At 44.0% G+C, this 26,778-nt stretch carries 26 protein-coding genes; 22 read left to right on the forward strand and 4 right to left on the reverse strand.

Translation table 11 applies throughout. The annotated features are described in order from the left end of the window. Positions 1-109: 109 nt before the first annotated feature. The 13 genes from AAB400_01905 to AAB400_01965 all read left to right on the forward strand — a co-directional run bounded on the left by AAB400_01905 (position 110) and on the right by AAB400_01965 (position 15,889). Positions 110-1,495 (forward strand): DEAD/DEAH box helicase, encoded by a 1,386-nt coding sequence (locus AAB400_01905; GenBank protein ID MEK7648652.1) that lies wholly within the window; start codon positions 110-112, stop codon positions 1,493-1,495. Between the two features lie 48 nt (positions 1,496-1,543). Then, positions 1,544-2,680 (forward strand): YibE/F family protein, encoded by a 1,137-nt coding sequence (locus AAB400_01910; protein MEK7648653.1) that lies wholly within the window; start codon positions 1,544-1,546, stop codon positions 2,678-2,680. 18 nt (positions 2,681-2,698) lie between these two features. Further along, on the forward strand, positions 2,699-3,271 hold the full coding sequence (locus AAB400_01915; GenBank protein MEK7648654.1) for an HNH endonuclease: 573 nt from the start codon (positions 2,699-2,701) through the stop codon (positions 3,269-3,271). A gap of 19 nt (positions 3,272-3,290) precedes the next feature. After that, positions 3,291-4,598 (forward strand): hypothetical protein, encoded by a 1,308-nt coding sequence (locus tag AAB400_01920; GenBank protein MEK7648655.1) that lies wholly within the window; start codon positions 3,291-3,293, stop codon positions 4,596-4,598. 24 nt (positions 4,599-4,622) lie between these two features. Further along, positions 4,623-7,181, forward strand: coding sequence for a magnesium-translocating P-type ATPase (gene mgtA / locus AAB400_01925; GenBank protein ID MEK7648656.1), 2,559 nt, complete (start codon positions 4,623-4,625; stop codon positions 7,179-7,181). Then, the gene (locus AAB400_01930; protein ID MEK7648657.1) at positions 7,129-8,514 is read left to right on the forward strand and encodes a hypothetical protein; all 1,386 of its coding nucleotides are present in this window, start codon (positions 7,129-7,131) and stop codon (positions 8,512-8,514) included. The genes mgtA and AAB400_01930 overlap by 53 nt, the downstream gene beginning before the upstream one ends. Positions 8,515-8,561: 47 nt before the next feature. Next, a complete protein-coding gene (locus AAB400_01935) occupies positions 8,562-9,320 on the forward strand; it encodes a YceI family protein (protein ID MEK7648658.1) in 759 nt (252 codons plus the stop codon). A gap of 19 nt (positions 9,321-9,339) precedes the next feature. After that, positions 9,340-11,394, forward strand: a complete 2,055-nt coding sequence (locus tag AAB400_01940; GenBank protein MEK7648659.1) for an HlyD family efflux transporter periplasmic adaptor subunit — start codon at positions 9,340-9,342, stop codon at positions 11,392-11,394. 8 nt (positions 11,395-11,402) lie between these two features. Next, on the forward strand, positions 11,403-12,116 hold the full coding sequence (locus AAB400_01945) for an ABC transporter ATP-binding protein (protein MEK7648660.1): 714 nt from the start codon (positions 11,403-11,405) through the stop codon (positions 12,114-12,116). Beyond that, positions 12,103-13,314, forward strand: a complete 1,212-nt coding sequence (locus AAB400_01950; GenBank protein MEK7648661.1) for an ABC transporter permease — start codon at positions 12,103-12,105, stop codon at positions 13,312-13,314. The genes AAB400_01945 and AAB400_01950 overlap by 14 nt, the downstream gene beginning before the upstream one ends. A gap of 18 nt (positions 13,315-13,332) precedes the next feature. Then, positions 13,333-13,764 carry a hypothetical protein gene (locus AAB400_01955; GenBank protein ID MEK7648662.1) on the forward strand — a complete coding sequence of 144 codons (432 nt, stop codon included), beginning with the start codon at positions 13,333-13,335 and terminating at the stop codon, positions 13,762-13,764. Positions 13,765-13,825: 61 nt separating this feature from the next. Beyond that, entirely contained in the window at positions 13,826-15,292 is a 1,467-nt protein-coding gene (locus AAB400_01960; GenBank protein ID MEK7648663.1) for an ATP-binding cassette domain-containing protein, read from the forward strand. A gap of 228 nt (positions 15,293-15,520) precedes the next feature. Then, positions 15,521-15,889: a hypothetical protein gene (locus AAB400_01965; protein MEK7648664.1), complete on the forward strand. Its 369-nt coding sequence runs from the start codon at positions 15,521-15,523 to the stop codon at positions 15,887-15,889. On the opposite strand, the gene AAB400_01970 is transcribed toward AAB400_01965, so the two are convergent. Then, positions 15,890-16,672: an SIMPL domain-containing protein gene (locus AAB400_01970; protein ID MEK7648665.1), complete on the reverse strand. Its 783-nt coding sequence runs from the start codon at positions 16,670-16,672 to the stop codon at positions 15,890-15,892. A 96-nt stretch (positions 16,673-16,768) separates the two neighbouring features. Here AAB400_01970 and AAB400_01975 point away from each other — a divergent pair, with 96 nt between their 5' ends. Beyond that, positions 16,769-17,542 carry an inositol monophosphatase gene (locus AAB400_01975; protein MEK7648666.1) on the forward strand — a complete coding sequence of 258 codons (774 nt, stop codon included), beginning with the start codon at positions 16,769-16,771 and terminating at the stop codon, positions 17,540-17,542. Positions 17,543-17,597: 55 nt separating this feature from the next. Here the strand turns inward: AAB400_01975 and AAB400_01980 are convergent, their stop codons facing one another. Then, on the reverse strand, positions 17,598-18,593 hold the full coding sequence (locus tag AAB400_01980) for an MBL fold metallo-hydrolase (protein ID MEK7648667.1): 996 nt from the start codon (positions 18,591-18,593) through the stop codon (positions 17,598-17,600). A 136-nt stretch (positions 18,594-18,729) separates the two neighbouring features. Here AAB400_01980 and AAB400_01985 point away from each other — a divergent pair, with 136 nt between their 5' ends. From AAB400_01985 to AAB400_02020, 8 genes are all read left to right on the forward strand, one after another. After that, positions 18,730-19,506 carry a helix-turn-helix domain-containing protein gene (locus tag AAB400_01985; protein ID MEK7648668.1) on the forward strand — a complete coding sequence of 259 codons (777 nt, stop codon included), beginning with the start codon at positions 18,730-18,732 and terminating at the stop codon, positions 19,504-19,506. A 230-nt stretch (positions 19,507-19,736) separates the two neighbouring features. Further along, positions 19,737-20,165 carry an NUDIX domain-containing protein gene (locus AAB400_01990; protein ID MEK7648669.1) on the forward strand — a complete coding sequence of 143 codons (429 nt, stop codon included), beginning with the start codon at positions 19,737-19,739 and terminating at the stop codon, positions 20,163-20,165. After that, entirely contained in the window at positions 20,162-20,581 is a 420-nt protein-coding gene (locus AAB400_01995) for an HIT family protein (protein ID MEK7648670.1), read from the forward strand. Before AAB400_01990 ends, AAB400_01995 begins: the two co-directional genes overlap by 4 nt. 23 nt (positions 20,582-20,604) lie before the next feature. Next, positions 20,605-21,642 (forward strand): D-alanine--D-alanine ligase family protein, encoded by a 1,038-nt coding sequence (locus AAB400_02000; protein MEK7648671.1) that lies wholly within the window; start codon positions 20,605-20,607, stop codon positions 21,640-21,642. After that, positions 21,632-22,243: a hypothetical protein gene (locus AAB400_02005; GenBank protein ID MEK7648672.1), complete on the forward strand. Its 612-nt coding sequence runs from the start codon at positions 21,632-21,634 to the stop codon at positions 22,241-22,243. Before AAB400_02000 ends, AAB400_02005 begins: the two co-directional genes overlap by 11 nt. A gap of 14 nt (positions 22,244-22,257) precedes the next feature. Then, positions 22,258-22,785 carry a RhuM family protein gene (gene rhuM / locus AAB400_02010; protein ID MEK7648673.1) on the forward strand — a complete coding sequence of 176 codons (528 nt, stop codon included), beginning with the start codon at positions 22,258-22,260 and terminating at the stop codon, positions 22,783-22,785. After that, positions 22,769-23,509, forward strand: coding sequence for an aminoglycoside 6-adenylyltransferase (locus tag AAB400_02015; GenBank protein ID MEK7648674.1), 741 nt, complete (start codon positions 22,769-22,771; stop codon positions 23,507-23,509). The genes rhuM and AAB400_02015 overlap by 17 nt, the downstream gene beginning before the upstream one ends. A gap of 24 nt (positions 23,510-23,533) precedes the next feature. Beyond that, on the forward strand, positions 23,534-24,526 hold the full coding sequence (locus tag AAB400_02020) for an Ldh family oxidoreductase (GenBank protein MEK7648675.1): 993 nt from the start codon (positions 23,534-23,536) through the stop codon (positions 24,524-24,526). 44 nt (positions 24,527-24,570) lie between these two features. Here AAB400_02020 and pncB read toward each other — a convergent pair whose 3' ends face one another. Both pncB and AAB400_02030 read right to left on the reverse strand, forming a co-directional pair. Further along, entirely contained in the window at positions 24,571-25,818 is a 1,248-nt protein-coding gene (pncB, locus tag AAB400_02025; GenBank protein MEK7648676.1) for a nicotinate phosphoribosyltransferase, read from the reverse strand. 101 nt (positions 25,819-25,919) lie between these two features. Then, positions 25,920-26,705, reverse strand: coding sequence for a hypothetical protein (locus AAB400_02030; protein MEK7648677.1), 786 nt, complete (start codon positions 26,703-26,705; stop codon positions 25,920-25,922). Positions 26,706-26,778 lie beyond the last annotated feature (73 nt).

Genomic DNA, 26,778 nt, shown 5'->3' on the forward strand with positions numbered 1-26,778 from the left:
GTATATATTACTAACAAACATTGGTACTTGATGCCAATAGTGCTCGAATTTTTCGTCAGATATCAGATGTATATATATGGCCGAAGAGTTTAGGGCCATATATTTTTTTATGCACACACAGCAACAGTCGGGTGGAGGCTTTCATTCGCTTACCATCGCACCGACACTTTTAGAACGCATCACGCATCTTGGATACACAACTCCAACCCCCATTCAGCATAAATCCATTCCGCCCCTTATTGAAGGGAAGGACGTATTGGGCATCGCCCAAACCGGTACCGGCAAAACACTGGCATTTGCAGTTCCTATGATTCAGCGTATTGCAAAACAGAAATGTCGAGGACTTGTGATTGTCCCTACGCGCGAGCTTGCATTGCAAGTGAATGAGACATTTGAAAAAGTCGGCAAAAGCATTGGCTTGAGAACAGCTGTCCTTATCGGCGGAGCTGATATCAAGCGGCAAATAAAAACCTTACAGGCAAATCCCCATGTAATCGTTGGAACGCCTGGACGTATCAATGACCACTTGGAACGCAAAAGCGTACACATGGAAAAAGTGAAAATATTGGTACTTGACGAAGCAGACCTTATGCTTGATATGGGATTTGAACCGCAGATCAAGCGTATTCTTGAAGTTGTCCCGAAAGATCGGCAAACAATGCTTTTTTCTGCTACCATGCCGCCGGCAATCCATACTATCGCTTCGCGATATATGTCATCTCCCTTGCGTATTGAAGTTGCCAAATCGGGTACGCTTGCCGAGAAAATACAACATGAGCTGCGCTATGTGTCGCAAACGTTGAAGGTTGAAGAACTTAAGAAAGTACTCCATGGAGCCTCAGGCACCACGATTGTATTTGTGCGCACCAAGCATACTGCAAAGAAACTGGCATATGCACTTCAGCTTGCGGGTATCAAGGCTGCGGAGATCCATTCAAATCGCTCTCTTGCACAGCGCCGAGCGGCTCTCGATGGATTTAAGTCAGGGAAATACCATGTGCTTGTGGCAACAGATATTGCGGCACGCGGGATAGATGTGATTGGCGTAAGTATGGTGCTCAACTTTGACTTGCCTGAGAATCCGGAAGACTATGTGCATCGCATCGGCCGAACCGGGCGAGCGGGCATGGCCGGACATGCGCTTTCTTTTGTTGCACCGGGTCAGCAAGGGCTTGTGAAACAGATTGAAAGAGTAACGCGAACGAGCCTTCCGATTGCAGGAAACTCGGTAGCTGAGAAACTTCTTTCGAGAAAGCCTATTCTCAGAAAACCCATATCAAGAAAACCTTACCCGCAAAAATCGTTTACAGGAACATCGCACCATGGAAAACCTCGTAGCGAGCACGAGGTAACGCTCCATGAAATGGAGCATGCGTTTTCCAAAAAAAGTAAATCATGGAAAGGGCCGTCGGGTTCTCATGGTTTTGCGCGCGGAAAGAAGAATGGATTTCATAAGCAATCCGGATCCCCCAAGCAGCGCACACATCGTTGGTAATAAGAAAAAGTTTGGTATACTATTCAAGTAGTATTTCATATAGATATTATGAAACATCACTCACTTTTATGGCTGAGTAATGTGGTTTCGTTATGCCTTCTTGCCGCACTATTGCATGCGTCCGGTGTTTGGGCTGCTGATAATGTCGATACCCTCCCTCCCGATACTTATTATAAAGCGCGTGTTATAGGCGTTATTGCTTCTGAAGATAAAGACCATGTACAGTCGAGCGAAATTGTGCAACAAGTGCGCATCAAGCTGCTCGAGGGCGAGAAAAAGGGTATAGAAGTTGTTGCTCAAAATAATATACCCTCCAATCGCCAAAGCCAGCAAATGGTTTCTGCAGGAGATACCGTTGTTGTGGTTGAAAGCTACGGCATTGATGGTAGGGGGTATTATATTATCGATGCCTATCGTATTTCTTCACTTTTCATTCTTTTTTTCTTTTTTGTTGCACTCGTACTTTTCTTTGGGCGCTTGAGAGGACTTTCTTCACTGGTTGGCCTGGCATTCAGTATTCTTATTCTCATTTTCTATGTTGTGCCGCAGATTGCTGCTGGCAATGATCCCTTTTTGATAAGTATTTCCGGTTCTCTCGTCATTTTATTTTTTTCACTCTATCTTGCACATGGTTTTACCAAGCGCACATCACTGGCGCTTGTAAGTTCATTCATCACACTTATTGCATCTTCCCTTCTTGCCATTGCATTTGTTGCTATCGCACATTTGTTTGGCACCGGAACGGAAGACGCACTCTATTTACAAATTGCAGGAGACCAGGCAATTAATGTGAAGGGCCTATTGTTGGGTGGGATTATCATTGGTATGCTGGGTGTTCTTGATGACATCACCATAGGCCAAACAGTTGCGATCGATGAATTACGAAAGGCAAACGCCACGCTCACGCCGCAAGAGCTCTGTAAGCGAGGGTTTGCTATTGGTAAAGAGCATATTGCATCTCTAGTGAATACACTCGCACTTGCCTATGCAGGCGCTGCGCTGCCACTCCTGCTTTTGTTTTCTCTCAATGCATCCGGTCAGCCGCTCTGGGTAGTTGTGAATAATGAAATGCTTGCGGAAGAAATAGTGCGGACATTTATCGGCAGCATTGCCCTTATTCTTGCCGTTCCTATTTCAACCTATTTGGCAGCATATCTTCTGCCGCGCTTCAAGACATATCGGTGAACTTCTTTCATGTGGGCTATGAAACAACAGCGACTCATTCACACATTTCTTTTTTGTGCAGGCATTGTATTATTGCTCGTAGGTGCTGCGCTTGCTGTGCGGGCGCAAAGAGTGGTTGGGATTTCCCAGCACCTTCACCGTCTTGCTGGTGAATCACATGATTTGCGCGATACAACCCTATCGTACGGATGCATAGCAGAGGAAAATATGCCCGATGAACGATGTACGCCAGGAGATATTTTTCCTCAGGCTACAGCAGAGCAGATATGTGTGCCCGGGTATAGCAGAAAAGCGCGCAATGTTTCTGTGTCACAAAAAAATAGAATATATGCATCATACGGCATTCGATCGCATAGGGTGGGAGAATATAATATTGACCATCTTATCAGCCTTCAGCTTGGCGGATCCAATGAAGATTCAAATCTCTGGCCGGAAGCCGAAAACCCTCGTCCCGGGTACCATGAGAAAATAAAAGTTGAAAATTTTTTGCATGGTGAGCTTTGTAAAGGAGAAATCACTCTTCGGCAAGCTCAGCGCTTGGTAGGACAGCATTGGAGAGACATACACTACCTTCTTCAAGGGATAGAGTAAGTGTGCTAAAATAATCAGTATGAAATTACGATACAAAAAAACAGTGCGGCTTTCAGAACAAGAATATAAGATGGAAGCAAAGAAGCTTATAGCATACCAATCGCATCTGCGGCGCGTTGTAAGCGCGCATAATTATGCATATCCTGAAAGCTCTCTTGTTGTTCCAAGTGATGCACCGATGCAAAAAGAGATTTTTCAATGTGTGCAGCGTACAGTGTCGTCCAGGCTTCGCTATATATTTTTGGTTGGCATTGGAGGGTCGGATTTGGGAGCAAAGGCCGTATACGATGCACTGCGAGGATACCGAGACGTACTTGGAAAGGGATCTTCGCCTCAACTATTTTTTATTGATACGCTCAACATTCCGTTGATCTATGATATTCGCAAGCTTATAGCGTCGATCGCAGATCCCGCAGAATACCTTATTGTTATTATTTCAAAGTCCGGGACAACAACGGAAACAATTGCGGGCACAGAAGTCTTACTCGAAGCACTGCCTCGCCATGTAAAGAGTGCCGTCGACCGATGTGTTGCGATTACTGATGAAGATTCAAGGCTATGGAAGTATGCACAGAAAAACGGATGGTACGTTCTTGCAATTCCGCCAAGTGTAGGTGGTCGGTATTCGGTATTTTCTCCGGTAGGCCTCTTTCCACTTGCGGCAGCAGGATTCGATATTCGTGCGCTATGCAAGGGGGCTCTTAGCACGCGTTCTTGCTGTGTGAGTAGGGCATTGCCACTCAATCCGTCACTCCAATCAGCAATCGGCATTTTTTTACATATGAAGCGAGGATATGTAGTACATGATACGTTTTTGTTTTCGCCACAGCTCGAATCGCTTGGAAAATGGTATCGTCAATTGTTGGGGGAGAGTATCGGCAAGGAATATGACAGGGAGGGAAAACAAGTGGGGGTAGGTATTGTCCCAACCGTATCAATAGGATCGACGGATTTACATTCCGTTGGCCAGCTGTATCTTGGAGGACCCAAAAATATTCTCACAACATTTGTCCGGGTTGCGCATGCATCGCTTATTCGTGTGCCAAGAAAAGGGATGCTGCATGGCATTGTACCCGGTATTGAATCGCGCCCTCTTTCCCAAATCATGGACGCCATCCTAGATGGCACAAAAGCAGCATATGCAAAAAGATCCCTGCCGTTTTTTGAAGTGACGCTTGATAGCGTATCAGAAACAGAGTTAGGTGTTTTTTTCCAATGGAAAATGATTGAAGTCATGTATCTTGCACAATTGCTTGGTATCAATGCATTTGATCAACCAAATGTAGAAAGTTATAAAGCAGAAGCGCGAAAGCGGCTTACCCGATAGGAAGAGATGGTATACAATAAGAGTATGAATACCCTATCAAACAATACAAAGGTGTTTGATGCTTTTTCTTGTTCGCGCACCACTGTTCATACTCTGATGCGGAATATGAGCTCATCAGTGCATGGACTTTCTGTACTTAAGGCAGAAAAGCTGTTGCATATATACGGACACAATGAAATAGCACAAGGGGCACATAGGACGTGGTATGGGCATTTGGGTACTATTATTCGTGATCCGCTCAATGCGCTCCTTGGAGCATTGAGTGCCATATCCTACGGTACCGGCAGCAACGAGAGTGCTGTCATTATTGGCGTAATGGTGATACTGAGTATTAGTATGCGTTTTGTTCAAGAACATAGAGCTGACCGTGCGGAAGAGAAGCTCAAGCGCATGGTGAGCGCTCATACTCGTGTACTGCGAAATGGAAAAGAAAAAACTATCCATCTTAAAAATGTTGTTCCGGGAGATATTATTCTTTTGTCGGCGGGGGATCTTATTCCCGCTGATGTGCGTGTTATTGCTGCCAACGATCTAGCGGTTGATCAGTCCATTCTCACGGGCGAGTCATTGCCTGTTGAGAAAAACCAAGAAGATATACATACTAATAGCTCCCAAGCAATTGAAGCGGCGAACCTCTGTTTTATGGGTAGTTATGTCCAGAATGGTTCCGGACGCGCCGTTGTTTATGCTACCGGCATGCATACCTATTTCGGTTCTTTGGCGAAGAAAGTCCTTGAGCAACCGAGCGCAAACGATTTTGAACTATGGGTAAAGCATTTTACCAAGCTCATGGTGCGTATCATGCTTGTTGTTGCTCCGCTTGTATTTGTGATCAATGGTTTTGGGAAGGGGGATTGGTTTGAAGCATCTCTTTTTGCTTTGGCAGTTGCAGTAGGACTGACGCCGGAAATGCTGCCAATGATCATGACGATCAATCTTGGCAAGGGAGCGATCGATATGTCGCACAAAAAAGTCATTGTCAAACAACTTGATGCCATTCAATCATTCGGATCCATGAATATATTATGTACCGACAAAACGGGAACGCTGACGCAAAACAAAATCGTTTTGGAAAAACATTGCGATGTGGATGGCAAGGAGTCTGAAGATGTGTTGTTTTTTGCGTATGTAAATAGCTTTTTTCAAACTGGCTTAAAAAATCTGCTAGATAAAGCAATCTTGAGCCATGAACATATTTCCTTGAAGGGATATAAAAAAATAGATGAAATCCCTTTTGATTTTGTACGGCGCATGATGTCGGTGATTGTTCAAAAGGGGAAGAAGCGCATTCTAATTTCTAAAGGTGCACCGGAAGAAGTATTTCAACGCTGTACTCACTATGAACTCAATGGAGCGTTGTATCCATTGAATCATACTCTTACACCACGACTCAAAAAAGAGTTTGATGTTCTTGGTAATGACGGATTTCGGATTATCGCATTGGGGTACAAAGAAGTACCCATAGCAAAAAAAGAGTTTACGCGTGATGATGAAAAGAATCTTACACTCTTGGGTTACCTTGCTTTTTTTGATCCTCCGAAAACAAGCGCAAAAGAAACAATTTCTGATCTTGCTCAACTTGGCATTGAAGTCAAAGTACTCACGGGAGATAATGCGCTTGTTACTCAGAAAATCTGCCGTGAAGTTGGATTGGCTGTGCGCGGCATACTCTGTGGATCCGATATAGAAGCACTAAGTGATGGCGAACTCGAAAAAAAGTGTGAACAGGTGAATATATTTGCGCGTATTTCCCCGCTCGATAAAGAACGTATTATCCGAGTGCTGCGGCAAGCTGGTAATGTGGTCAATTATCTCGGCGATGGCATTAATGATGCTCCGGCGCTTCGTGCCGCAGATGTTGGTATTTCAGTCGATTCCGCCGCTGATATCGCAAAAGAATCCGCAGATATCATTCTGTTGGAAAAAAATCTTACTGTTCTTAAAGATGGCGTCATTGAGGGGCGCAAGATTTTTGCCAATATTATCAAGTACATTAAAATGTCAGCAAGTTCAAATTTCGGTAATATTGTAAGTATCGTCGGCGGCAGTTTGTTTTTGCCATTCCTTCCCATGCTGCCTGTGCAAATACTTCTCAATAATCTTCTCTATGATATTTCCCAAACTACACTGCCAACCGATACAGTTGACCCCGATATACTGGCGAGTCCGCAAAAGTGGGATGTTCGAGCAATTAAACGATTTATATTTTGCATAGGTCCCATCAGTTCATTGTTTGACTATCTTACGTTTTGCCTCATGTTATTTGTCTTTCAGGCATGGACAAATCCAGCCCTTTTTCACACAGGATGGTTTGTGGAATCGCTTCTTTCACAGACGCTTATTATCCACGTTATTCGCACCAAAAAAATTCCATTTATTCAAAGCAATGCAAGCCTTCCCGTTATACTTACAACGATTGCCGTCGTCATAATTGGCATAGGACTGCCGTTTTCTCCGTATGCGTCGGCGCTTGGTTTTACGCCACTGCCGGGGGCATATTGGATGTATATTGGCGCGATGCTTGTTGTGTATGGCATTATTACTCAAGGGGTTAAGGTATGGTTTTACCGCCGATATGCTTAACGACCGGAGAATAAGCCACCTTTTTTATAAAAGCGTAATAGGCACACTTATTATTGCTGCATTTCCGCTCTATGCTCAAGAAGCCCCACGAAGTTCCGATGTTGAAGAACTACAAACAGCATTACATACTATCGAGCGGCAGATTGTCGCGTATGAGAAAAATCTTTCGATCACCAAGAGGCAGCGTGTGGCTATTGGAAGCTTGTTGGAAACGCTTAAGGCGCAACGCATTAGCTTGCAGGAACAGATACGCCTCAGCGAACGTTCACGCGATGCCCTTCAAGACCGCATAGATGCGGTGATTACTGACATCGATGCGCAGGAGCAAAGGGTGGAAAAAGCGCGAAAAGAACTTTCAGAACTTCTGCATATGCTTCGGCAGAACGCGAGTCGCTCATCGTTTGAGTCATTTGTTGTTCATGCGTCCCTTTCGGCCTATCTTGATGAGCAAGAGCAAACACTTCTTCTTTTGCGCATTCTTCATCTTCGGTATCTTTCGTTTAAAACCATACTTTTTGAATTGAACCAGAAAAAAAATGAACTGGATTCATATGTTAGAGAACTTGAGCATACGTTAAAAAAGAAAAGCATTCAGCAAGGACAAGTTGACCAAAATTCTCGATTGCAAACGGTGCTATTGTCAAAGACAAAAGAAAAAGAAAAAACCACAGCACAACAATTGAGCGAGTCAAAGAAAAAAGCGCGAGCAATACGTGGCAGGATCTATGAACTGTTCAATGTCGGCAAACAGATTAATTTCGGTGCTGCGTATGAGATGGCACAGTGGGTCGGCAGTCAATATCACATCCGACCCGCCTATCTTCTTGCTGTTCTGACACAGGAATCAAACTTGGGTAAAAATGTCGGTACCTGTAATCGCGCAACTGATCCGCCGGAAAAACATTGGAAGGTTATTATGAAGCCAACACGGGACCATAAACCTTTTTTGCAGATTACCAAAGAGCTTGGCCTTGATCCGGATACAACCCCCGTATCGTGTCCCATGATCCGGAACGGAAAACAGATTGGGTGGGGCGGCGCCATGGGTCCCGCACAATTTATTCCGTCAACATGGATGGGATATCGAGATAAGGTACGAACCGTCACAGGAGGCGCCGCTAATCCATGGAATATTCGTGATGCATTTATTGCTGCAGCAATTAAGCTAAGCAGTGATGGTGCACGCAATTCCGAGCAGAGTGAATTCAATGCAGCATTGCGTTATTTTTCCGGATCGGTCAATTTGACATATCGGTTTTATGGCGATAATGTACTTGCAATCGCAGAGCGGTATGAACAAGACATTAAGCAGCTGGAAGCGTTACCTAATTAGTATTTTTTGAAAGAAATCCAATCCATATTTATAGTACCTATAGGTATATGCTTCATGATATAAAAAAAATACTTACACTTGCATTTGGCATTATCCTTATTGGCATTGGAGCATTTCTTTTTTTGACGCGCTTTTCTGAGGAAACTCCCGGCATATCAACCAATCAGAGCGTTTCTTCAAATATTCAAGAGATAATCCGGAAGGAAGATACTCCTGTGTCGGCAGAGCAAAAGCCCACTCAATCGCAGAGTGAGCAAGCGCGTACTACTCGCTTCGTAATTGTTGGCAGTGCTTCGGAGGCATCGTTTACGATTAATGAAGTTCTTCGAGGCACGCCATTTACTGTTGTTGGGAAAACTCATGAAGTAGGAGGGAACGTTGACGTTGACTTCAGTAATCCATCTCAGACGAAAATAGGTGCGATCAGCATCAATGCTCAGGCATTTCGCACAGACAGTGCAAATAGAGATGGCGCCATTAAGAGCTTCATACTCCATTCCGAGGATGCTGGCAAGGAATCGGTTACATTCACACCCACAACAATTACTGGTCTTCCGAAAGCTTTCGCTGCAGGCATCCCGCTTAATCTCACTATTGCCGGCAATCTCACTATTGCCGGTGTGACGAAACAAGTAGTGTTTAATGCTTTCAATGTCTTTGTATCGCCTGAATCTCTCACAGGTGATGCTCAAAGTACTATCAAACGATCGGATTACGGGCTGAGTATTCCGAATATCCCATTTGTGGCAAATGTTTCGGATGAGCTTACTATTGCCCTCCGCTTGGAAGCGCAAGCAGGAAAATAATTTTTTTAAGTACCTGTATATGATTCAATCCAATCATACCCATTGGTTTGTCCGACATACATTCATTACAGTTTTTGGAATCCTTGTGCTAGTAGGAGGAGCTTTTTTCTTGTACGGCATATTTTCAAAAAATAAAGAGCCGGCGCATTATAGCCTTTCATTACTGAAACGGGGAACCATCATATCTTCGGTTACAGGAAGTGGTCATGTTTCCGCATCAAATCAGTTTGATGTTAAAAGCATGGTAAGCGGTACGATTATTAGTATTGATGTTTCAAATGGGAAGCATGTACAAGAAGGGGCGGTACTAGTACGTCTTGACAATAAAGATGCTGCTAAGGTTGTTCGGGATGCTCAGGTAAGTCTTCAGTCATCTGAACTTGCGCTCAAAAAAATAAAACAACCTCCCGATCGTCTTGCAGTACTTCAGGCAGAGAATGCTCTTACACAAAGCAAGAATGCAAAACAGCGTGCGGCAGAAGATCTTGATTCTGCTCGCATTGCCTTGCAAAAAATGATCCAACCCCCTGATGAACTTGCCTTATTGCAGGCTAACAATGCTCTTATATCTGCGCAGGAATCGCTACTAAAGACCAAAGACGATCTGAAAAAATCCCGCGAAGATGGTTTTAATGCTGTAGCAGACGCATTTTTAAACTTTCCAACAATCATGACTGGCTTGAATGACATGTTTTTTGTCAGCTCCATCGATCGCAATCAACTTAATGTTGATTGGTATGCAAACCAAATAACTCGATGGGATTCAGATAAAGTTATTCGATATAAGCAAGATCTTGTTACCGGTTATGCGGCGGCTAAAAAAGAATATGATACAAACTTCGATCACTATAAAACATCATCCCGTTCGTCAGATCCTCAAACACTCGAAGCGCTTATTATCGAAACATACGAGACAAGCAAATTGATATCCGATACAGTGAAGGCTGCAAATAACTTTGTTGATCTGATTCAAAATGCATTGAAGGAGCATAGCTATCCGCTGCCATCAGTCATGGCGACCCATAAAAATACACTGACAACATATACCAGCCAATCCAATATTAGCTCATCGAATCTTTTGGCGATTAAACAGGATATCGAATCAAAAAAGACATCGATTATAAGTGCCCAAAGGACCATTGATGATAAAACGGAAAGTTTGAGAAAACTTAAGGAAGGAGCCGACCCGCTGGATATCCAGGCGCAAAAAATTACTATTAAGCAAAGAGAAGATGCTATTTTTGATGCTGACCGTGCGATAGTAGAAAAAACGGAAAGTTTGAGAAAACTTAAGGAAGGAGCCGACCCGCTGGATATCCAGGCGCAAGAACTTACCGTTATCCAGCGCAAGAATACTCTTGTCGATGCACAGGAGAAACTTGGAGATTATACGATTCGAGCTCCGTTCAGTGGCGATATTGCCGCTCTACCGGTAAAAACCAATGATTCGCTCTCACCGTCAAGCATTGCGATAACGCTTATTACCAGCCAGAGTATTGTAGAACTTTCTCTCAACGAGGTTGATGTTGCAAAAGTCAAACGTTCTCAAAAAGTAACACTTACGTTTGATGCACTCCCTGATGTAGCCATAAGTGGCAGCATTTCCGACATAGACACGGTTGGCACCGTGTCCCAAGGAGTCGTTACGTATATCGTAAAAGTTTCTCTTGATATACAGGATGAACGAGTGAAGCCGGGTATGAGCGCAAGTGGAACGATTATTATTGATATTCGTCAAGATGTTCTTGTGGCGCCGAACAGCGCTCTGAAAAGCCGCGGGGATGCATCGTATATTCTTGTGCCATCAGAATCTGTTCCACCAGATCGATCACAGCTCAATAATATCATACTCGCATCTGAACCGAGGGAAGCATTGGTTATAACAGGAGGAGCAAATGATACACTCACAGAAATTATTTCCGGGTTGAAAGAAGGCGATATGATAATTGTAAAAACCATTCAGCAACAATCACAACCGGTTCAATCACAGGCTCCCAGTATCTTTGGTTCGCCCGGGGGGAGTCGAGGGTTTGGCGGCGGCAGTTCCGGTGCGGCAGGAAGGCTTGGCAGATAAGTTTGCATATGATTGATCTGAAGAACATTTCAAAAACCTATACAACAGGGTCAGTTGAGTTGCAAGCACTCAAGGAAGTAAGCTTTTCCGTGAAGTCGGGAGAGTTTATTGCTATTATGGGGCCGTCAGGTTCCGGCAAGTCGACTCTCATGCAAATCATCGGAGCGCTTGATACGCCAACAAGCGGCACATACTATCTTGAGGGAAGGGATGTTTCATCTCTTAATGAAGACGAGCTTGCGGATATTCGGCGAGAAAAAATCGGGTTTATTTTTCAGGCATTTAATCTTTTGCCGCGAACAACCGTATTGAGAAACGTCATGCTTCCTTTGGTCTATTCCGGAATACAGCATTCGCAGCGGATTATCAGGGCGAAAGCCGCTCTTGCAGCAGCCGGACTTGACGAAGGACACTATCATCATCTTTCAAACCAGCTTTCCGGAGGCCAGATTCAACGCGTTGCGATTGCGCGCGCCCTTATCAACAATCCATCGATTATTCTTGCAGATGAACCAACAGGCAATCTTGATTCGGCGACGGGAGAAATTGTTCTCGAAACATTCCAGCGTCTTAATAAAGAGCAGGGGAGAACGATCATACTTATCACCCATGAACGGTATGTTGCAGAACATGCCGAACGCATTCTCTTTATCAAAGACGGCATGCTTTGTGAGGATACCACGAATCATAATCGTATCATAAAGGACTATGAGCATTCTTGATCTTTTAGAAGAAACAGTAAGCGCTCTATTATCCAATAAGGTTCGTTCCAGCCTTACTGTTTTGGGTATTGTGATTGGAATTAGCTCCGTTATTGTGATGGTGTCGATAGGGCAGGGGGCGCAAAATGCAATTAAATCGAGTATTGAAGGTTTGGGATCGAATTTGTTAATGGTTATGCCAGGCATTGTGCAACCCGGAAGAGGGATTGTATCTGCCGGAAGAGGTTCTGCGCAAACACTCAAAAATATGGATACGGAGTTGTTAGAAAACATAGATGGTATTGCCGGTATTTCAGCTGAGCTGTCGAGAAGATTCCAGGTAAGCGCTCCGACGGGGAATAATACAAATACAACCATCATGGGATCTCAAGCATCATATACGACTGTCCACAACCTTATACTTTCTGATGGGTCATTTATAACCGATGCACAGGTGCGAAGTATGGGGCGCCAAGCAATTCTGGGTGCTACTGTCGCAAAGGATTTGTTTGGTGAATCAAACATGATTGGCAAGACAATTAGAATCGGCCAGTCGCTTTTTACGGTTGTCGGTACGCTTGCGAGTAAGGGTGGCGCAGGATTTTCCGGCCCTGACGATATGATATTCGTACCGGTTTCTACCATGCAAAAGGTATTAAGCGGAACGGATTATCTCTCATCGATTGCCATAAGCGTTAAAGATAAGAACAGTATCGAGACAGTGCGAAGCGCGGTGAATGATGCATTGCTGGCATCCCATCGAATTGCTGATCCTGATTTTTCCATCATCTCTCAAGAGGATGTTTTGGGAACACTCACGCAGGTGGTGAATACCTTCACATTATTTCTCGCATCGATTGCAAGTATCTCGCTTCTTGTCGGCGGTATTGGTATTATGAATATGATGTTGACGAATGTTACGGAGCGCACCAAAGAAATCGGATTGCGTAAAGCAATCGGTGCGAGGCGCAAAGATATCACTCTTCAGTTTTTGAGTGAAGCCGTTTGTTTGACGCTTATCGGAGGATGTATCGGCATTGCTCTGGGTGTTGGAATATCGCTTTTGATAACATCAATCGGTGTGTTGCAGACGCATATCTCTCTTCCTTCCATTGCGCTTGCCTTTGGCGTGTCTGCGGGCATAGGCATTGTGTTTGGGTATTATCCGGCACGTCGAGCTTCAGCCCTCAATCCAATCCAGGCGTTACGCTATGAATAAGTATTAATTTTATAAGATATGAAAAAAGTTATCGTAGGAATTATTGTTATTATTATTGTCGGTTCAGGTTCCTTTTATGGTGGGATGACGTACGCAAAGAAGAACCCACAACAGCGACCTAGTGGAGTAAACACCAGACTTCAAAACGCTGGTCAAAATGGAGTTTTGGGCGGTATGCGCGGAAATGGCGCCGGCGGTTTTGTGAACGGGGAAATTTTGTCAAAAGATGATAAAAGCATAATCGTAAAACTTCGAAACGGAGGATCAAAAATAGTCTTTATGTCCGCAGCGACAAAAGTCACAAAATCAGTGGAAGGATCATTTGCTGATATTACAATCGGAGAACAAGTAATGGTTTCCGGCGAGGACAACAGCGACGGCAGCATGACAGCGCAATCGATTCAAATACGCCCCGATCAAGCCACATTCCAGCAGCGCCAGCGCCAATAGAAGACTAGTTACCTGATTCACACTTGCAATGGAAGCGAATATGCTGTAGACTGTTTTGATTATGGCGCAAGAAACAGTCGTACTTCGTTTTAACGAAGTGACATTTGAATATCAAGAACACAAACCTCTTTTGGAAGAGGCATCTTTTTCTGTGCGCAATGGAAGTAAGATCGCTCTTATGGGGCAGAATGGTGCAGGGAAAACGACTCTGTTTAAGCTAATCCTTGGCCAATGTTCACCTAAAGAAGGGAATATTGCGCTAACCCCCAAAGACGCCACCGTCGGCATAGCGCGACAGGTAATACACACTGAAGAGAAGGACAAAACCGTTAAAGAATGGTTCGCCTCGACGTTTGCGGAAGTGCCGTATAATATCGATAAGCGTATAGCTGACGTACTTGATGCTGTAAATCTGAAAACGGATACAGATAAAAAATTACGAGAGCATTCCGGAGGTCAGCAGGCACGCCTACTCTTGGCGTATTCACTAATTCAGGATCCGGATATTCTTTTACTGGATGAACCCACGAATAACCTTGATCAAGAGGGTATAGACCACTTAACTGGTTTTCTCATGGTCTATGATAAGACTGTGATTGTCATTTCTCATGATGCCGAATTTCTCAATGCTTTCACCGACGGCGTGCTGTATCTGGATTCGCATACCAAGAAAGTGGAGCAGTATGTCGGCAATTATTATAATGTTGTGGAAGAAATAACTAAGCGCATAGAGCGTGAACGCATGCAGAACGCGCGCGCGGAGACAGAGATCAAGAAAAAGATAGCTCAAGCGGAAGTGTTTGCCCACAAAGGCGGCAAGCTCCGTTCGGTTGCAAAGCGCATGCGCGAACATGCCGAAGAAATGGAAGAGACGATGGTAGATGTGCGCAGGGAAGACAAGACGATACGGGAGTTCTCAGTTCCAGCTCAAGAATTTTTCTTTGAATTCAGCGGCAGGATACTTGAGATAAATAAAGTAGGTATTATCAAAGAGGGTGAAGCTGTTGTGAAGGATCTGGACGTCACATTGCGGAAAAATACACATCTCCTGCTTTCCGGCCCGAATGGCATTGGCAAGAGTACATTTTTAGAAAAGATCGTATCAGGTACAGCCGAAGGCGTTACTATCGGTTCTGATGTGCGCGTCGGGTATTATCGGCAGGACTTTTCCATATTAGACTACAATCAGCGAGCATACGACAGTCTGTGGGATGCCATGGAGGAAAAAGAAAATCAACTGCTACGCTCTACGGCTTCAGGATTTCTTTTGGACAGTAAAGCATTGGATACGACAATCAAGTATCTTTCTGAAGGGCAGAAAGGTTTACTTGTGTTTGCTCGCCTTGTGCTCATGCGACCAGGCCTTCTGATCCTTGATGAACCTACGAATCATATCAACTTCCGGCATTTGCCCATCATTGCGCAAGCCCTCAATGAATATCAAGGCGCAATGATCCTTGTGAGCCACATTCCAGACTTTGTTTCAAAGATTCGCATTGACACGACCATTGATCTAGGTGTTTTATGAATTCTTTTAATTCTAAACTCTTTTCCTCCGGGCATCTATCTGTCAGACTCGAATATTTTCCTACTGGAAAATTTCTCCGACTCCGGCCGTCGTAGTCCGTAGGGTCTTCCAGACAGATATCCCTTGGAAGAGCTTAGAATTGAAAGAATTAGGAATCAAATAATAGTAATGCTATACTAAATGATGTGAAAGGTTTTGCCTTTTACTTTTTTATCTTATAAAAATCCTATGCCAAATCTACAGGAGGTATTTGTAACCATCCAGGAAAGCAAGAAAAAACAACGTGAACTTCGCGCTATGTATCGCGAAGCACAAGTGCAGTCAGCGGATTACCAGGATATTGTTGCAGAAATAAAAACACTCCAAGAAAAAAAGAAAACAATTGAACAGAAATTAAAATCTGAATTTTCCAAAGAACTCGAACAAATTGACCAGCTCAAATCCGATCTTAAGGAAGAACAAGAAAAACTTGTGGCGCTTGCCATCGCCCATCTTGCCAAAGGAGAGGCGATAAGAGTAATTGACAGTTACAATAACGTCTACGATCCTGTGATTAAGGTCTCCTTCAAGAAATCTGATGATCAACGAGCAGAGTAATTATTCGATTTCGTAGGTAAGTGTCACATTGACTCTCACCTCCTGTGAACCCGCTTGGATCGATGGGGCTGCTTTTAATTCTGCTGATCCTCCTCCTAGGTCATATGAAGCCATTCCCTGATAGGGGTAGGGTCTGTCCGATTCTTCGCTGATGGAAATAAGTTTACCAATCTTATATCCTCCTACTTCCGAAAGCTTTTGAGCTTTATCTTTTGCTACTTTGATAGCTTCCGTGAGAGCCCTGTGTTCAAGAAGTGTTGGATCGTCAATGGTAAAATCGGGCCCCGAAACATTATTTGCACCCTTATCCACAGCGCCAGAGATACTATCGCCGATACTATTCAGCTCGCGTATTTTTACAAGGACTGTTTGAGAAATAGTATATCCATTAATTTCCGGTGGGGGACAGACGGAAGATTCTTGATCGCTTTTGGGTGGAGGACAATTGAAATACTGGTATCGCGGGTTAACGGAATAGCTCTGTGTTTGAATATCTTTAGGATCTACTTTTTTGCTTTTGAAAAAGTCAGTTATTGCATTCATCTTGGTTGTGTTATCCTTTTGAAGATCGGAGAGATTTTTGCCGCCCTCTGTGATAACGCTAAACGTAAGCTGAGCGACATCTGGTATGGCAATGACTTTCCCCTCGCCATTGGCATTAAATGTCCGCTTTGAAGGCTGAGCGTTGCTGTAGGATTGTTCGTAGTTGAAGAAGACAATTCCGACAACAATCATGAATAGAATAATGGCAACACCAAGAGCATTTTTGATAATTGTATGCATAGGAAAAAATATGATTCTTACACATAGTATAGACTCTTTGGTTTTTGAGCGCCAGTTTGATATACTGAAAATCTCATAGCACTACTATTTACTACTATGGACCCCATTGAACAACTTTTAGTATCTATCATCAAACAGGCCGGGAAGATCACGATGGATTTTTTTGGCAATTCTCATGTAACGCATACCAAATCTGACGAAGCGGATGTGGTGACCAATGCCGACATGGCATCATCAAGCCTTATTCTTACAGCAATTAATGAACATTTTCCGGATCATGGCGTTATTTCAGAAGAGGAAGATGATGTTCGGGCAGATAAGGAATATGTGTGGATTGTTGATCCCATTGATGGTACAAGGAATTACGCCACGCATACGCCGCTCTTTGGCATTTCCATTGCAGTTGCACGGAATAGCATTGTTGAGTATGCGGCTATATACTTGCCTTGCACGGATGAGTTGTTTTATGCGAGAAAAGGCAGTGGAGCAACTATGAATGGAATTCCGATCCAATGCTCCAAGAAAGAAAGTCTTCAGAAAAGCTATGGCGCAGGATTTGCTTCATGGCACCGCGAACGACTTACGATTTTAAAAAAGTTTGTAGACGCGGCAGATGCATACGAATATTGGGTGTGTGGGACGGGATCGACTGTTGTATCGGCAGTATATGTTGCAGCAGGGAAAAGAGATTGGTTTATATCTAGTGATTGCAATGTGTGGGACTATGCGGCCGCTTCACTTATTTTATTAGGATCCGGATGTCGTGTGACGAATTTCAAAGGAGAAGAGTGGACACTTCAAGATGATGAGTTTTTGGCAGCAAATGAAGCACTCCATAAGCAATTGCTGAAAATCATCAATTCAAAATAAAAATCGGCCGGATTCGATGATGCATGTGGTGCATTCTTCGAATCCAGCCCTTGCTCTACAGAGCAATCTCCATGCCTTCGTATGCCGCTTTGGTTGGGATATCGCAGAGCGTTTCTACGAACGTTGCGAGTTCCGTGATCTTGTAGTCTGATGCTGCAGGGTCATGGTGTGTTGTCATGATGCGGAGCGGTGAGCCTGCGCGGGCAACTTTGGCGATGTACTCGGGATAGGAGTGTCCCCAGTTGAGCTTCTGGACGCTGCCGACACCAAGGTAGTCGTCGAGTGAGTACTGGCAATCGGTCGTCCAGAGATCTGCGCCAGCAACCAGGTCCTTGAGCGGGACGGGAATGGCATCATTGCCGTAGGGCTCATGGTCGGTGGTGAAGCAGAATACCTTGTCATTGAAGGTGATGCGATAGCCGAATGTTTCCTGGGGGTGATGGAGCTTGCGTGCCTTGATGATGATCGGACCCTCGTCAGACTGGATGGTGATTGTCCAGCCATCGTGAATGGTATGGAATTCCATTTCCATTCCAGTATGCTTGAGTTCACCGAACATGACTGGGAATACAGGGTGATCCATTTGTCCCTTCAGGACCGTTTCGAGATTCGCATCCCATTCCTTGCCGCCATAGAAGATGAACTTGTTCTTGAACACTCCCTTTGGCATGTAGAGCGGGTTGAAGAATGGCAGGCCCTGGATGTGGTCCCAGTGAACGTGGCTTTGCAGAATTATTCCCGAGAGCCCTTTGGCTTCGAGTGTTTCGGGCATGAGTGCGGAACCCAGTTCACGCAAGCCCGTGCCCATGTCGATGATGATGAGAGTCTTTCCGCAGCGCACTTCCACACAAGTGGTGTTGCCACCATAGGTAGAGCGCACTTCGAAGGGGAGGTTCGCATCAACCCAATTCTCAAGAGTACTTTCCGATTGTTCCCCAAACGACGGATCGTTTTGGGCAATCTTCAGAGCCTTGAGAATTTTCTCGCGAACCTTGGCGCCGGTGAGTGGCGAGGGGATGGACCCCCGCACTCCCCAGTACCGGATAATCATAGGCGCTTTCATGGTGTACTTCCTTGTCAATGTACGTTACGTGGCTAAACTCACTCGAGCTTGCCTTCGTTGTACACCTTGACTCTATCCCCGGAAGGAGTAATGTACAATATGTATTAATAACCATTAGACAACTATGCCAAATACCGAAGCAATCCTTTCAAAATTGGGCCTATCATCTTCTGAGCAAGAACTCTACCTCACTATGAGCATGCAGGGCGCGCTTACGGCTAGCGAGCTTATGAAGGCAACCCATATGAAGCGCCCCACACTCTACTACGCCCTCAAACAGCTTGAAGATAAGGGACTGTTGCATAAGGTTGTAGCTGCACTTGGTGTCACGCGTTTTCAGGCGGAGCAGCCTGAAAAACTCGCAACACTACTTGAGTTGCGCCAAGAAGAAATAAAATCACTCATCGCAGATGTGCATGCATGGATTCCGGAACTCAAAAAGAAAAAAGAACTGCATGAAGGCTTGCCGGCCGTATCGTTTTATGAGGGCGAGCAGAATATGAAAATTGCCATTATGGAAACACTCTATGGGCGTTCGCGCCATATCGATTCCCTGGCGCCTAATGATAATTTTTTTTGGCAAGCCGGGCAGCCGTTTTCTCAAAAGTATATTGATCAACGCCGTGCAAGAAATATTACAACACGAAATCTCTGGGAGCAGCAGCTTAAGCCGGAAATCATGCTGAAATCATACAAAGGACTTTCTCAAGTAAAAATATTGCCCAAAACAATGCATGGGAAATTTCGAACAACAATGTTTCTCTATGACGATATAGTTATGTATATTGCAAGCAAAAAAAGCGGCTACGTACTTATGGTGAAATCACGAGAGCATTATGAGATGATGAAAGCGATGTATGATACGCTGTGGGAAATCTCAAAATCAGTGAAACTTGATTAGGTATATCTTTTGAAATGGGATTGTTTTTGATCTAACCCTGAAGCAGTTTGGAGTGGATAATCCTCTTGTATAAATTGCACAAAGGAGTACTTTTGGAAGGAGAAGAACTTGAAAAGAAAAAGAAAGAACTATTTCAACAATAGAGTATGCACTATTCATATTGTTTGCTTTGCGGCGGTGCTCTTAAAAAAACACAAACTTGTTTCGTATGCGTGCAATGCGGTTATGAAGTGTACGAAAACCCAAGACCATCAAGCGGACTTATTTTTTTTACCGATAGAAATGAAATCCTTCTATTAAAACGTTCAAGAGAACCTCGTTCTGGTGCATGGGGTATTCCCGCTGGTTTTGTAGATCAACAGGAGAGTTTTGAAGAATCCGCAGTACGAGAAGTTCGTGAAGAGCTTGGAATATATTTAAAAACGATGACATATTTTCGATCATATGCTGATATTTATGATTATCAGGGAGTCACACTCCCTATTTTGACAGCAATTTTTTGTGCACAACTTGCTCATGATGTGCAGATTAAGCTTGACGCTGAAAATTCTGAATATGCATTTTTTAAGTTTGAAGATATTCCTTTTCATAACTTCGGATTTCAAAGCCACTCACAATCAATCCATGATTTTATAAATGAAAAGAATAAAATAATATGAATCAGACAATACTTGCTTTCGGGTATCCTAAAACATTGTTAAAGGAATATACTTATTGGGTTGTAATGCTTCGTCCACAACAGATCACAATAGGCTCTCTCATAGTGGCAGCGAAGTCAGATGTTACTAAACTCGGAGATCTTGAGAAAGAAGCGTGGTTGGAATTTTCTGGAGTAGCTCGCGAGATGGAAGAATTACTTACTCGCGTATTTGACGCAGAAAAGTTTAATTATCTTGCACTTATGATGAAGGATCCTAATCCTCATTTTCATTTCGTACCACGATATTCAAAGCCAGTAGTATTTAACGGTAAAGAATATATTGATGCGGATTGGCCTCTTAAAACTGAGCTAAGGGCGCTTGACTTATCAAGTGATGAATTCTTGTTAATTATGAATGCACTGAAGAAAGCATAAAATATCCAAGCTACACGAAGTTTATGAATGAAAAGATAAAAGTTGGAATTATTTATGGTGGAAAATCTGCAGAACATGAAGTGTCGTTGGAATCAGCGAAGAGTATTATCAGCGCTATTGATAAAGAAAAATACGATATTACACCCATCTTGGTAGACAAAAGTGGTAAGTGGTCCTTAGATGGAGGTCAACATGTCGTTCTCGTTCCGCAGGGTAATGGAGGACTTATTAATTTGGATACTCAACAATCGGAAGGGAAGTTGGACGTTGCCTTTCCGATACTCCATGGACCCTTTGGAGAAGATGGCACAATGCAGGGCTTGCTTAAACTTGCGAATATCCCCTTTGTAGGCGCGAGTGTCTTAGGTTCGGCCGTTGGCATGGATAAGGACGTGATGAAAAGATTGCTTAGAGATGCGGGAATACCGATAGCGCATTTTATGACTATCACCGAGAAGACCATTCCGACATACGAAGAGGTTGTCAAAGAGTTCGGATCATTGGTATTTGTGAAGCCGGCAAATCTTGGTTCTTCGGTAGGCGTAAATAAGGCTAGTGATCAACTGTCGTTTGAAAAAGCGATTCACGAAGCTTTTCAGTACGATAGAAAAAGTATCATAGAGGAATATGTAGAGGGTAGGGAGATGGAATGTTCCGTTCTGGGAAACGACGATCCGATCGCTTCTGTTCCTGGGGAAGTTATTCCAACTCATGATTTTTATTCATATGATGCTAAATATGTTGACGAACATGGCGCGACGTTTGATATTCCTGCAAAAGTGTCTGATGAAGTTACAAAAAAGATCCAGGATCTAGCCATACAAACATATAAAACACTTTGTTGTGAGGGTATGGCGCGCGTTGATTTTTTTCTGAAATCCGATGGAGAAGTGATCGTGAATGAGATCAATACCATCCCCGGATTTACGCCTATCAGTATGTATCCAAAAATGTGGGAAGCGAGCAAAATCTCATCAACTCAGCTTATTGACCAACTGATACAATTGGCTTTCGATCGTTTTGAAAAGGAAAAGAAATTAATAACATCGTATGAAGCCTAAAGATATTATTCCGAAAGATACGCGTTATGTGCCGTTTGTTCAGGAGAAAACTCACTGTGTTCCTGCATGTATTTCAATGATTATGTATCATCAGGGCATCCCGCTTATTTCCCAACAAGTTCTTGGTCATGCCATGGGAATGATAGTTCATAGGGATGATAAAAAATTATTTTGGAGTCCGCCAAAGGCATCCGCGAATTATATGGGAAGGGGATATTATGGTACGCAGATCGGATTAAAAAAGTATCATCCGAATACGGTATTTCCTAAGCTTGGCATCCCATTGGAAATGGTTTTTCATCCAATCAGCAGTTTTGATAAATCCGGTATAAAAAAATTTCTTCTTGAAACCCAAAAGAGCGATAAGGACATTATTGTGTGTTTTGATGCTGGGAAATTAAACGGTCATGGCAAAAGAGGAGGACACGTATCTGTATTTGATGTTGTTGAGCCTTCAAAGAACAGCGTAAGAATTGTTGATCCTCAGCAAAGCAGGCCAAAGTGGCGGAATATTTCTATTTCATTGCTCTATGAATCAATGAAGTTGCACGGCGACAAAAATATGGGCGGTTTCTGGGAGTTTCGTAAGAAGATTTTGTGATATACTGAAAGGATATGGAAAATGATAACCAAGTAGTCATTTATACAGAAGACAATGGCTCAACTCGCCTTGAAGTTACTTTTCGAGACGAAACAGTTTGGCTTAATCTTAATCAAATTGCCAAACTTTTTGGACGCGATAAATCCGTCATTTCGCGACATCTATCTTCTATTTTTAAAGAGAAGGAGCTAGATCGAAGGTCAACTGTTGCAAAAAATGCAACAGTTCAAATTGAACAAGGAAGAGAAGTTGTTCGTCAAATAGAGTATTTTAACCTTGATGCAATTATATCAGTTGGATATAGGGTTAATTCAAAACAAGCAACGCAATTTCGAATGTGGGCTACAGACACCTTAAAAGAACATATCTTGAAGGGGTATACAGTTAATGAAAACCGCCTTAGGGACAACCAAGCATTAAAACTGAAGGAACTTGAAAAAACAGTATCATTACTTCAGGGAGTTATCCGCTCAAAAATACTTAATGATATCGTTGGTCACAAACTTGCTTTCGAAAGGATGATATATGGTATCGAGGCATGAAATTATACAGAAATTGACCGATGGCTTAAAAAAGAATCCGCACGTTTTCGCATTGTGGCTTGAAGGCGCTGATTCAAATAATACTGTTGATAAATTCTCCGACATCGATGTTTGGCTTGATGTAAAAGATGGTAAAGAACGAGAAGTGTTTCGGTCTATCAAAAAGATTTTGCAAAAGCTTGGTCCGACAACCCTCTTGGGCTTTCTTGATAATCCCAACCCCGATATTTTCACACGGGCATATCATCTTGATAATACTCCCCCAACACTTCTTATAGATATTTGCGTTCAGCGCCATAGCCGTAATTTTGTTTTTATTAAAGAACATACGCATGAGCGTCCCAAAATACTTTTTGATAAGTGCACTGTGATACAGTATAAGAAGCTTAACGCAGCTGAAGAAAAGTGCATACAACAAAAGAGAATAGAGTTTCTTAAAAGTGCACTACGGCAAAAAGGGAGGATTATTGCTAAGATAAAACGCAAGGACTTCCTTGAAGCCCTTGCATACTATCACAAATGGGCACTTGCACCCTTAGTGGAACTTTTACGCATCCGATATGCGCCATTAAAGCGAGAATATCATCTTAAGCATGCTTCACGCGACCTCCCAAAGCGCGTTGTCGCACAACTTGAAGATCTCTACAAAGTAGCATCAGTAAAAGATATTCAATCAAAGCTTAGTAAAGCCTGTAAGCTTTTCTATCAAACCCTAAAAAAATAAATAACAATACCTAATAAAACTATTATGATCATAAAACTTGAAGATTTGAAAGCGGTTGCCAAAAAAGCGATCTTGAACTATGGATATTCGGAAAGCGAAGCAATTGTTATGCTTGACGTGATGCTTTACGCTCAAATGCGTGGCAACAATCAGGGAGTAGTGAAGCTTATTGGCAAGGGGATTCCGAAATCTGCAGCCACTCGTCCCATTGTAGTAGAAAAAGAAACAGCTTTGTCAGCTTTTTTTGATGGTGGCCAAAACCATGCCATGGTCGCTGTGAAATATGTAGTTGACGTGGCGATTTCAAAAGCAAAGAAATGCGGTATCGCAGTGGTAGGTATTCATCAGCTCAATACCTCATCGGGTGCACTTGGGTACTATGCGCGTTCAATCGCAGACTCTGGATTGGTTGGAATGGTGATGTGCGGTTCTATGGAAACAGTCGCAGCAGCAGGTTCTTCCCAGGCAATTTTTGGAACTAACCCATTTGCGATTGCAGTGCCTACAGCTACACAGCCCATGGTGTTTGATATGACGACTTCCGCAATGGCATTTTTTGGTGTTGTGCAAGCCGATACTGCCGGAGTGCCTCTTCCTGAAGGAATCGCATATGACAAAGAAGGAAGTCCAACTACAAAAGCATCAGATGTGCTTGCCGGAGGAGCGCTTAAGTCTTTTGACGGAAGTCATAAGGGTTCAGGCCTTTCGATGATGATCCAGGCGCTTACCGGACCGCTTCTCCATTCGTATTTTACTGGTATTGGTGATGTTGGAAGTAATTGGGCAGGACATTTGATCGTAGCATTTGATCCAGAGCTTTTAGGTGGTCTTGCGTCGCTTAAAGAAGGCGTAAGTCAGATGATAGAAAAAGTAAAAGCAACAAAAAAATTGCCAAATGTTGATGAAATTTTTGTACCAGGTGAGAAGGGAGATAGGCTTACTCAGGCCATACTCCAATCAGGTGAGATAGAAATTGAAGATAATCTTTATAATGAACTTAGAAAAATAGCTGCATAATAATAAAGAGCCGCACATGCTTACCATGGCGGCGGTGTTTTGGTCTAGTACACGCATTTTTGTCTGAACGTGGTTGTGTAGCCGGACTGTTGCTTGAACCATTCTACACGCTCGGGATCGCCGATGGCTTTCTCGATGTTGTCGGAGAGCTTTACAAGGGAGATTCCATCAGCTTCGGTAGCCTTGATCACCAATGAGAGAGCTTTGAATCCCAGGTCATTGGTGAGGTTGGTTCCCCAGCCGAAGACGAACATGATGCGCGTTGCGAATTGTTTGGCAAGGGCATTCATCGCTTTCACATCAAGACCGTCAGAGAATACGATGAGCTTTTCTCGTGCATCGATCCCGTAGAATGCATACAGTGCGACGACCTGTTCTCCATATTCTGCCGGATCACCGGAGTCTTGGCGGGTGCCCTTCCATTGCACAGCACGTTCTTTGGTGAATACTTCACGGAAGAAGAATGGCGAACCATAGGTATCGGTGAGCGCCGTAGAGAGTGCTGATCCGTAGAGATCGTACCAGTCGTCAAGCAATTCTTGCTGAGTTGCGACAAGATCATTGCCAAGCGATGCATACACCATCGAAAGTTCATGTGCATTGGTCCCAATGGCTTTGAGTCCATATTTCTTTGCAAGATACACATTCGAAGTTCCGATGAATTGCGAAGTTGGTAGAGAGGCTGCAAGCGTACGGACAACATACTCCTGCCATTCTTTGCTGAATCTGCGCCGCGTTCCAAAATCCGAGAAGACAATGAATTCATTTCCTTTAATAATCGCAATCTTATCGTCAAGGCGCTTTTTCCCTTCTTCGATACGAGTGCATTTCTCATCTTCAGTGAGTGAATCACACAGTGATTCACTATACAGCTCAGAAAGAATCGAAAGAGCGATTGTTTCCCAATACGTTACTTCTGCCCATGGGCCGCTGAACGTGAGCGTAAGCGTTCCGTTTTTTTCGACATCAAGCCGGTAACTCCCCAGTTTGAGTGTCGAAAGGAAGGCAAGATACTTCTTCCTGAAGAGCTTTACGCCATTGAGAGAAAGAGTTCTGAGGTATTCGATTTCATCATTAGACAGCGAGAGAGTGCGGACGTGGTCAAGCTCTTGCCGCAAACGTTGGATGTCAATGACGTTGCCCAGCTTCACCGACCGAGTTCTATTGGTCAGCGAAAATGTGACGCGTCGTTTGCCGTGCTTTAAGAAGATAAGCTGCCCCATCGTGAACTTATAGAAGTCAATGTCAAGAAGCGATTGTATGATTGGTTCAGAACGAATTGTAAGGTGCATTATTTTTTCTCCTCTCTCAACGTTCTTTTTGAAAAAAATATTGAGAGAGAAGGGGAGTAGAGGGATTTGAAAGAGAATACATATCTCTACTCCCATTGGGGTTAGGTGCCGAATCCTCCCAGAGCGCTGAAACCACCAGTCTTTATGTTGGAGAAGGCGGCAGCATTCTGGCTGGCTCTGACGGCAGACTGAGAAACGAACTGGAAGCATTTCCGGATTTCGGAAGGGCTGTTGCCGGGCGTGAGGATGCACGCATCGGGAATGCCCATCTCCGCGAAAATGCGCCGGAAGTTGGTCTGTCCGTCATCGATGCCCATGGCGAGGATGAGGTGTTCCTCCTGGCGGAGCATGCTGTCTACGACATGTTTGATGGTTGCAGGCGTGTGCTGGGACGATCCGACATCTGCCCCATCCGTGATGATCACCGTGATCGTACGCGTCGGGACGTTGTTGTCGGCGAACTCCTTCTTTTTCGCCAGCGACCGGCCGAGGACGATCGCTGCTTTGTCGTAGAGAGGAGTGTTGCCGTAGGGGCGGAAGGTCGTGCCGGTAAGCGGCGCGATGTTGTCGATGAGCACGTATGGCGAGTAAGTGCCTTTGTTGAGCGCTTCGACGTGCATCAAGATGCCGCTTGCCTGCTTGGAATCCTTGAGAGCCTTCAGAGTGAGATTGGTTCCGTCGATGAGTACACGGGTGTTTCCCGCATGTTCGATCGAAGAGGAGTCATCGAGGAGGAGTGTGACGATGGTCGTTTCACTCGCCTCGACGTCATCGACGCTGATGCCCATGGCGTCCTTGATCTGGGCACCGTAATCGATGATCTGGAGCGTCCGAAGGGCGTCTGCTGTGAGTTCGCCTTCATCCGCAAGTTCCTTGAATACGTTCATGGTTGAGAGATCTCCCTTCTGTATGGTGTACGGGGAGGGACACCATACGATCGGCATCCCTCCCGCGGCGGTA

It is taken from the genome of Patescibacteria group bacterium, from assembly GCA_038065255.1.
Classification (GTDB): domain Bacteria; phylum Patescibacteriota; class Patescibacteriia; order JACQRZ01; family JACQRZ01; genus JBBTRI01.

What these genes read in the sequence shown, in the direction of transcription:
- AAB400_01905 (MEK7648652.1), top strand. Translation starts at nt 110, where the DNA reads ATGCACACACAGCAACAGTCGGGTGGAGGCTTTCATTCGCTTACCATC.
- AAB400_01910 (MEK7648653.1), top strand. Translation starts at nt 1,544, where the DNA reads ATGAAACATCACTCACTTTTATGGCTGAGTAATGTGGTTTCGTTATGC.
- AAB400_01915 (MEK7648654.1), top strand. Translation starts at nt 2,699, where the DNA reads ATGAAACAACAGCGACTCATTCACACATTTCTTTTTTGTGCAGGCATT.
- AAB400_01920 (MEK7648655.1), top strand. Translation starts at nt 3,291, where the DNA reads ATGAAATTACGATACAAAAAAACAGTGCGGCTTTCAGAACAAGAATAT.
- mgtA (MEK7648656.1), top strand. Translation starts at nt 4,623, where the DNA reads ATGAATACCCTATCAAACAATACAAAGGTGTTTGATGCTTTTTCTTGT.
- AAB400_01930 (MEK7648657.1), top strand. Translation starts at nt 7,129, where the DNA reads ATGGCATTATTACTCAAGGGGTTAAGGTATGGTTTTACCGCCGATATG.
- AAB400_01935 (MEK7648658.1), top strand. Translation starts at nt 8,562, where the DNA reads ATGCTTCATGATATAAAAAAAATACTTACACTTGCATTTGGCATTATC.
- AAB400_01940 (MEK7648659.1), top strand. Translation starts at nt 9,340, where the DNA reads ATGATTCAATCCAATCATACCCATTGGTTTGTCCGACATACATTCATT.
- AAB400_01945 (MEK7648660.1), top strand. Translation starts at nt 11,403, where the DNA reads ATGATTGATCTGAAGAACATTTCAAAAACCTATACAACAGGGTCAGTT.
- AAB400_01950 (MEK7648661.1), top strand. Translation starts at nt 12,103, where the DNA reads ATGAGCATTCTTGATCTTTTAGAAGAAACAGTAAGCGCTCTATTATCC.
- AAB400_01955 (MEK7648662.1), top strand. Translation starts at nt 13,333, where the DNA reads ATGAAAAAAGTTATCGTAGGAATTATTGTTATTATTATTGTCGGTTCA.
- AAB400_01960 (MEK7648663.1), top strand. Translation starts at nt 13,826, where the DNA reads ATGGCGCAAGAAACAGTCGTACTTCGTTTTAACGAAGTGACATTTGAA.
- AAB400_01965 (MEK7648664.1), top strand. Translation starts at nt 15,521, where the DNA reads ATGCCAAATCTACAGGAGGTATTTGTAACCATCCAGGAAAGCAAGAAA.
- AAB400_01970 (MEK7648665.1), bottom strand. Translation starts at nt 16,672, where the DNA reads ATGCATACAATTATCAAAAATGCTCTTGGTGTTGCCATTATTCTATTC.
- AAB400_01975 (MEK7648666.1), top strand. Translation starts at nt 16,769, where the DNA reads ATGGACCCCATTGAACAACTTTTAGTATCTATCATCAAACAGGCCGGG.
- AAB400_01980 (MEK7648667.1), bottom strand. Translation starts at nt 18,593, where the DNA reads ATGATTATCCGGTACTGGGGAGTGCGGGGGTCCATCCCCTCGCCACTC.
- AAB400_01985 (MEK7648668.1), top strand. Translation starts at nt 18,730, where the DNA reads ATGCCAAATACCGAAGCAATCCTTTCAAAATTGGGCCTATCATCTTCT.
- AAB400_01995 (MEK7648670.1), top strand. Translation starts at nt 20,162, where the DNA reads ATGAATCAGACAATACTTGCTTTCGGGTATCCTAAAACATTGTTAAAG.
- AAB400_02000 (MEK7648671.1), top strand. Translation starts at nt 20,605, where the DNA reads ATGAATGAAAAGATAAAAGTTGGAATTATTTATGGTGGAAAATCTGCA.
- AAB400_02005 (MEK7648672.1), top strand. Translation starts at nt 21,632, where the DNA reads ATGAAGCCTAAAGATATTATTCCGAAAGATACGCGTTATGTGCCGTTT.
- rhuM (MEK7648673.1), top strand. Translation starts at nt 22,258, where the DNA reads ATGGAAAATGATAACCAAGTAGTCATTTATACAGAAGACAATGGCTCA.
- AAB400_02015 (MEK7648674.1), top strand. Translation starts at nt 22,769, where the DNA reads ATGGTATCGAGGCATGAAATTATACAGAAATTGACCGATGGCTTAAAA.
- AAB400_02020 (MEK7648675.1), top strand. Translation starts at nt 23,534, where the DNA reads ATGATCATAAAACTTGAAGATTTGAAAGCGGTTGCCAAAAAAGCGATC.
- pncB (MEK7648676.1), bottom strand. Translation starts at nt 25,818, where the DNA reads ATGCACCTTACAATTCGTTCTGAACCAATCATACAATCGCTTCTTGAC.
- AAB400_02030 (MEK7648677.1), bottom strand. Translation starts at nt 26,705, where the DNA reads ATGAACGTATTCAAGGAACTTGCGGATGAAGGCGAACTCACAGCAGAC.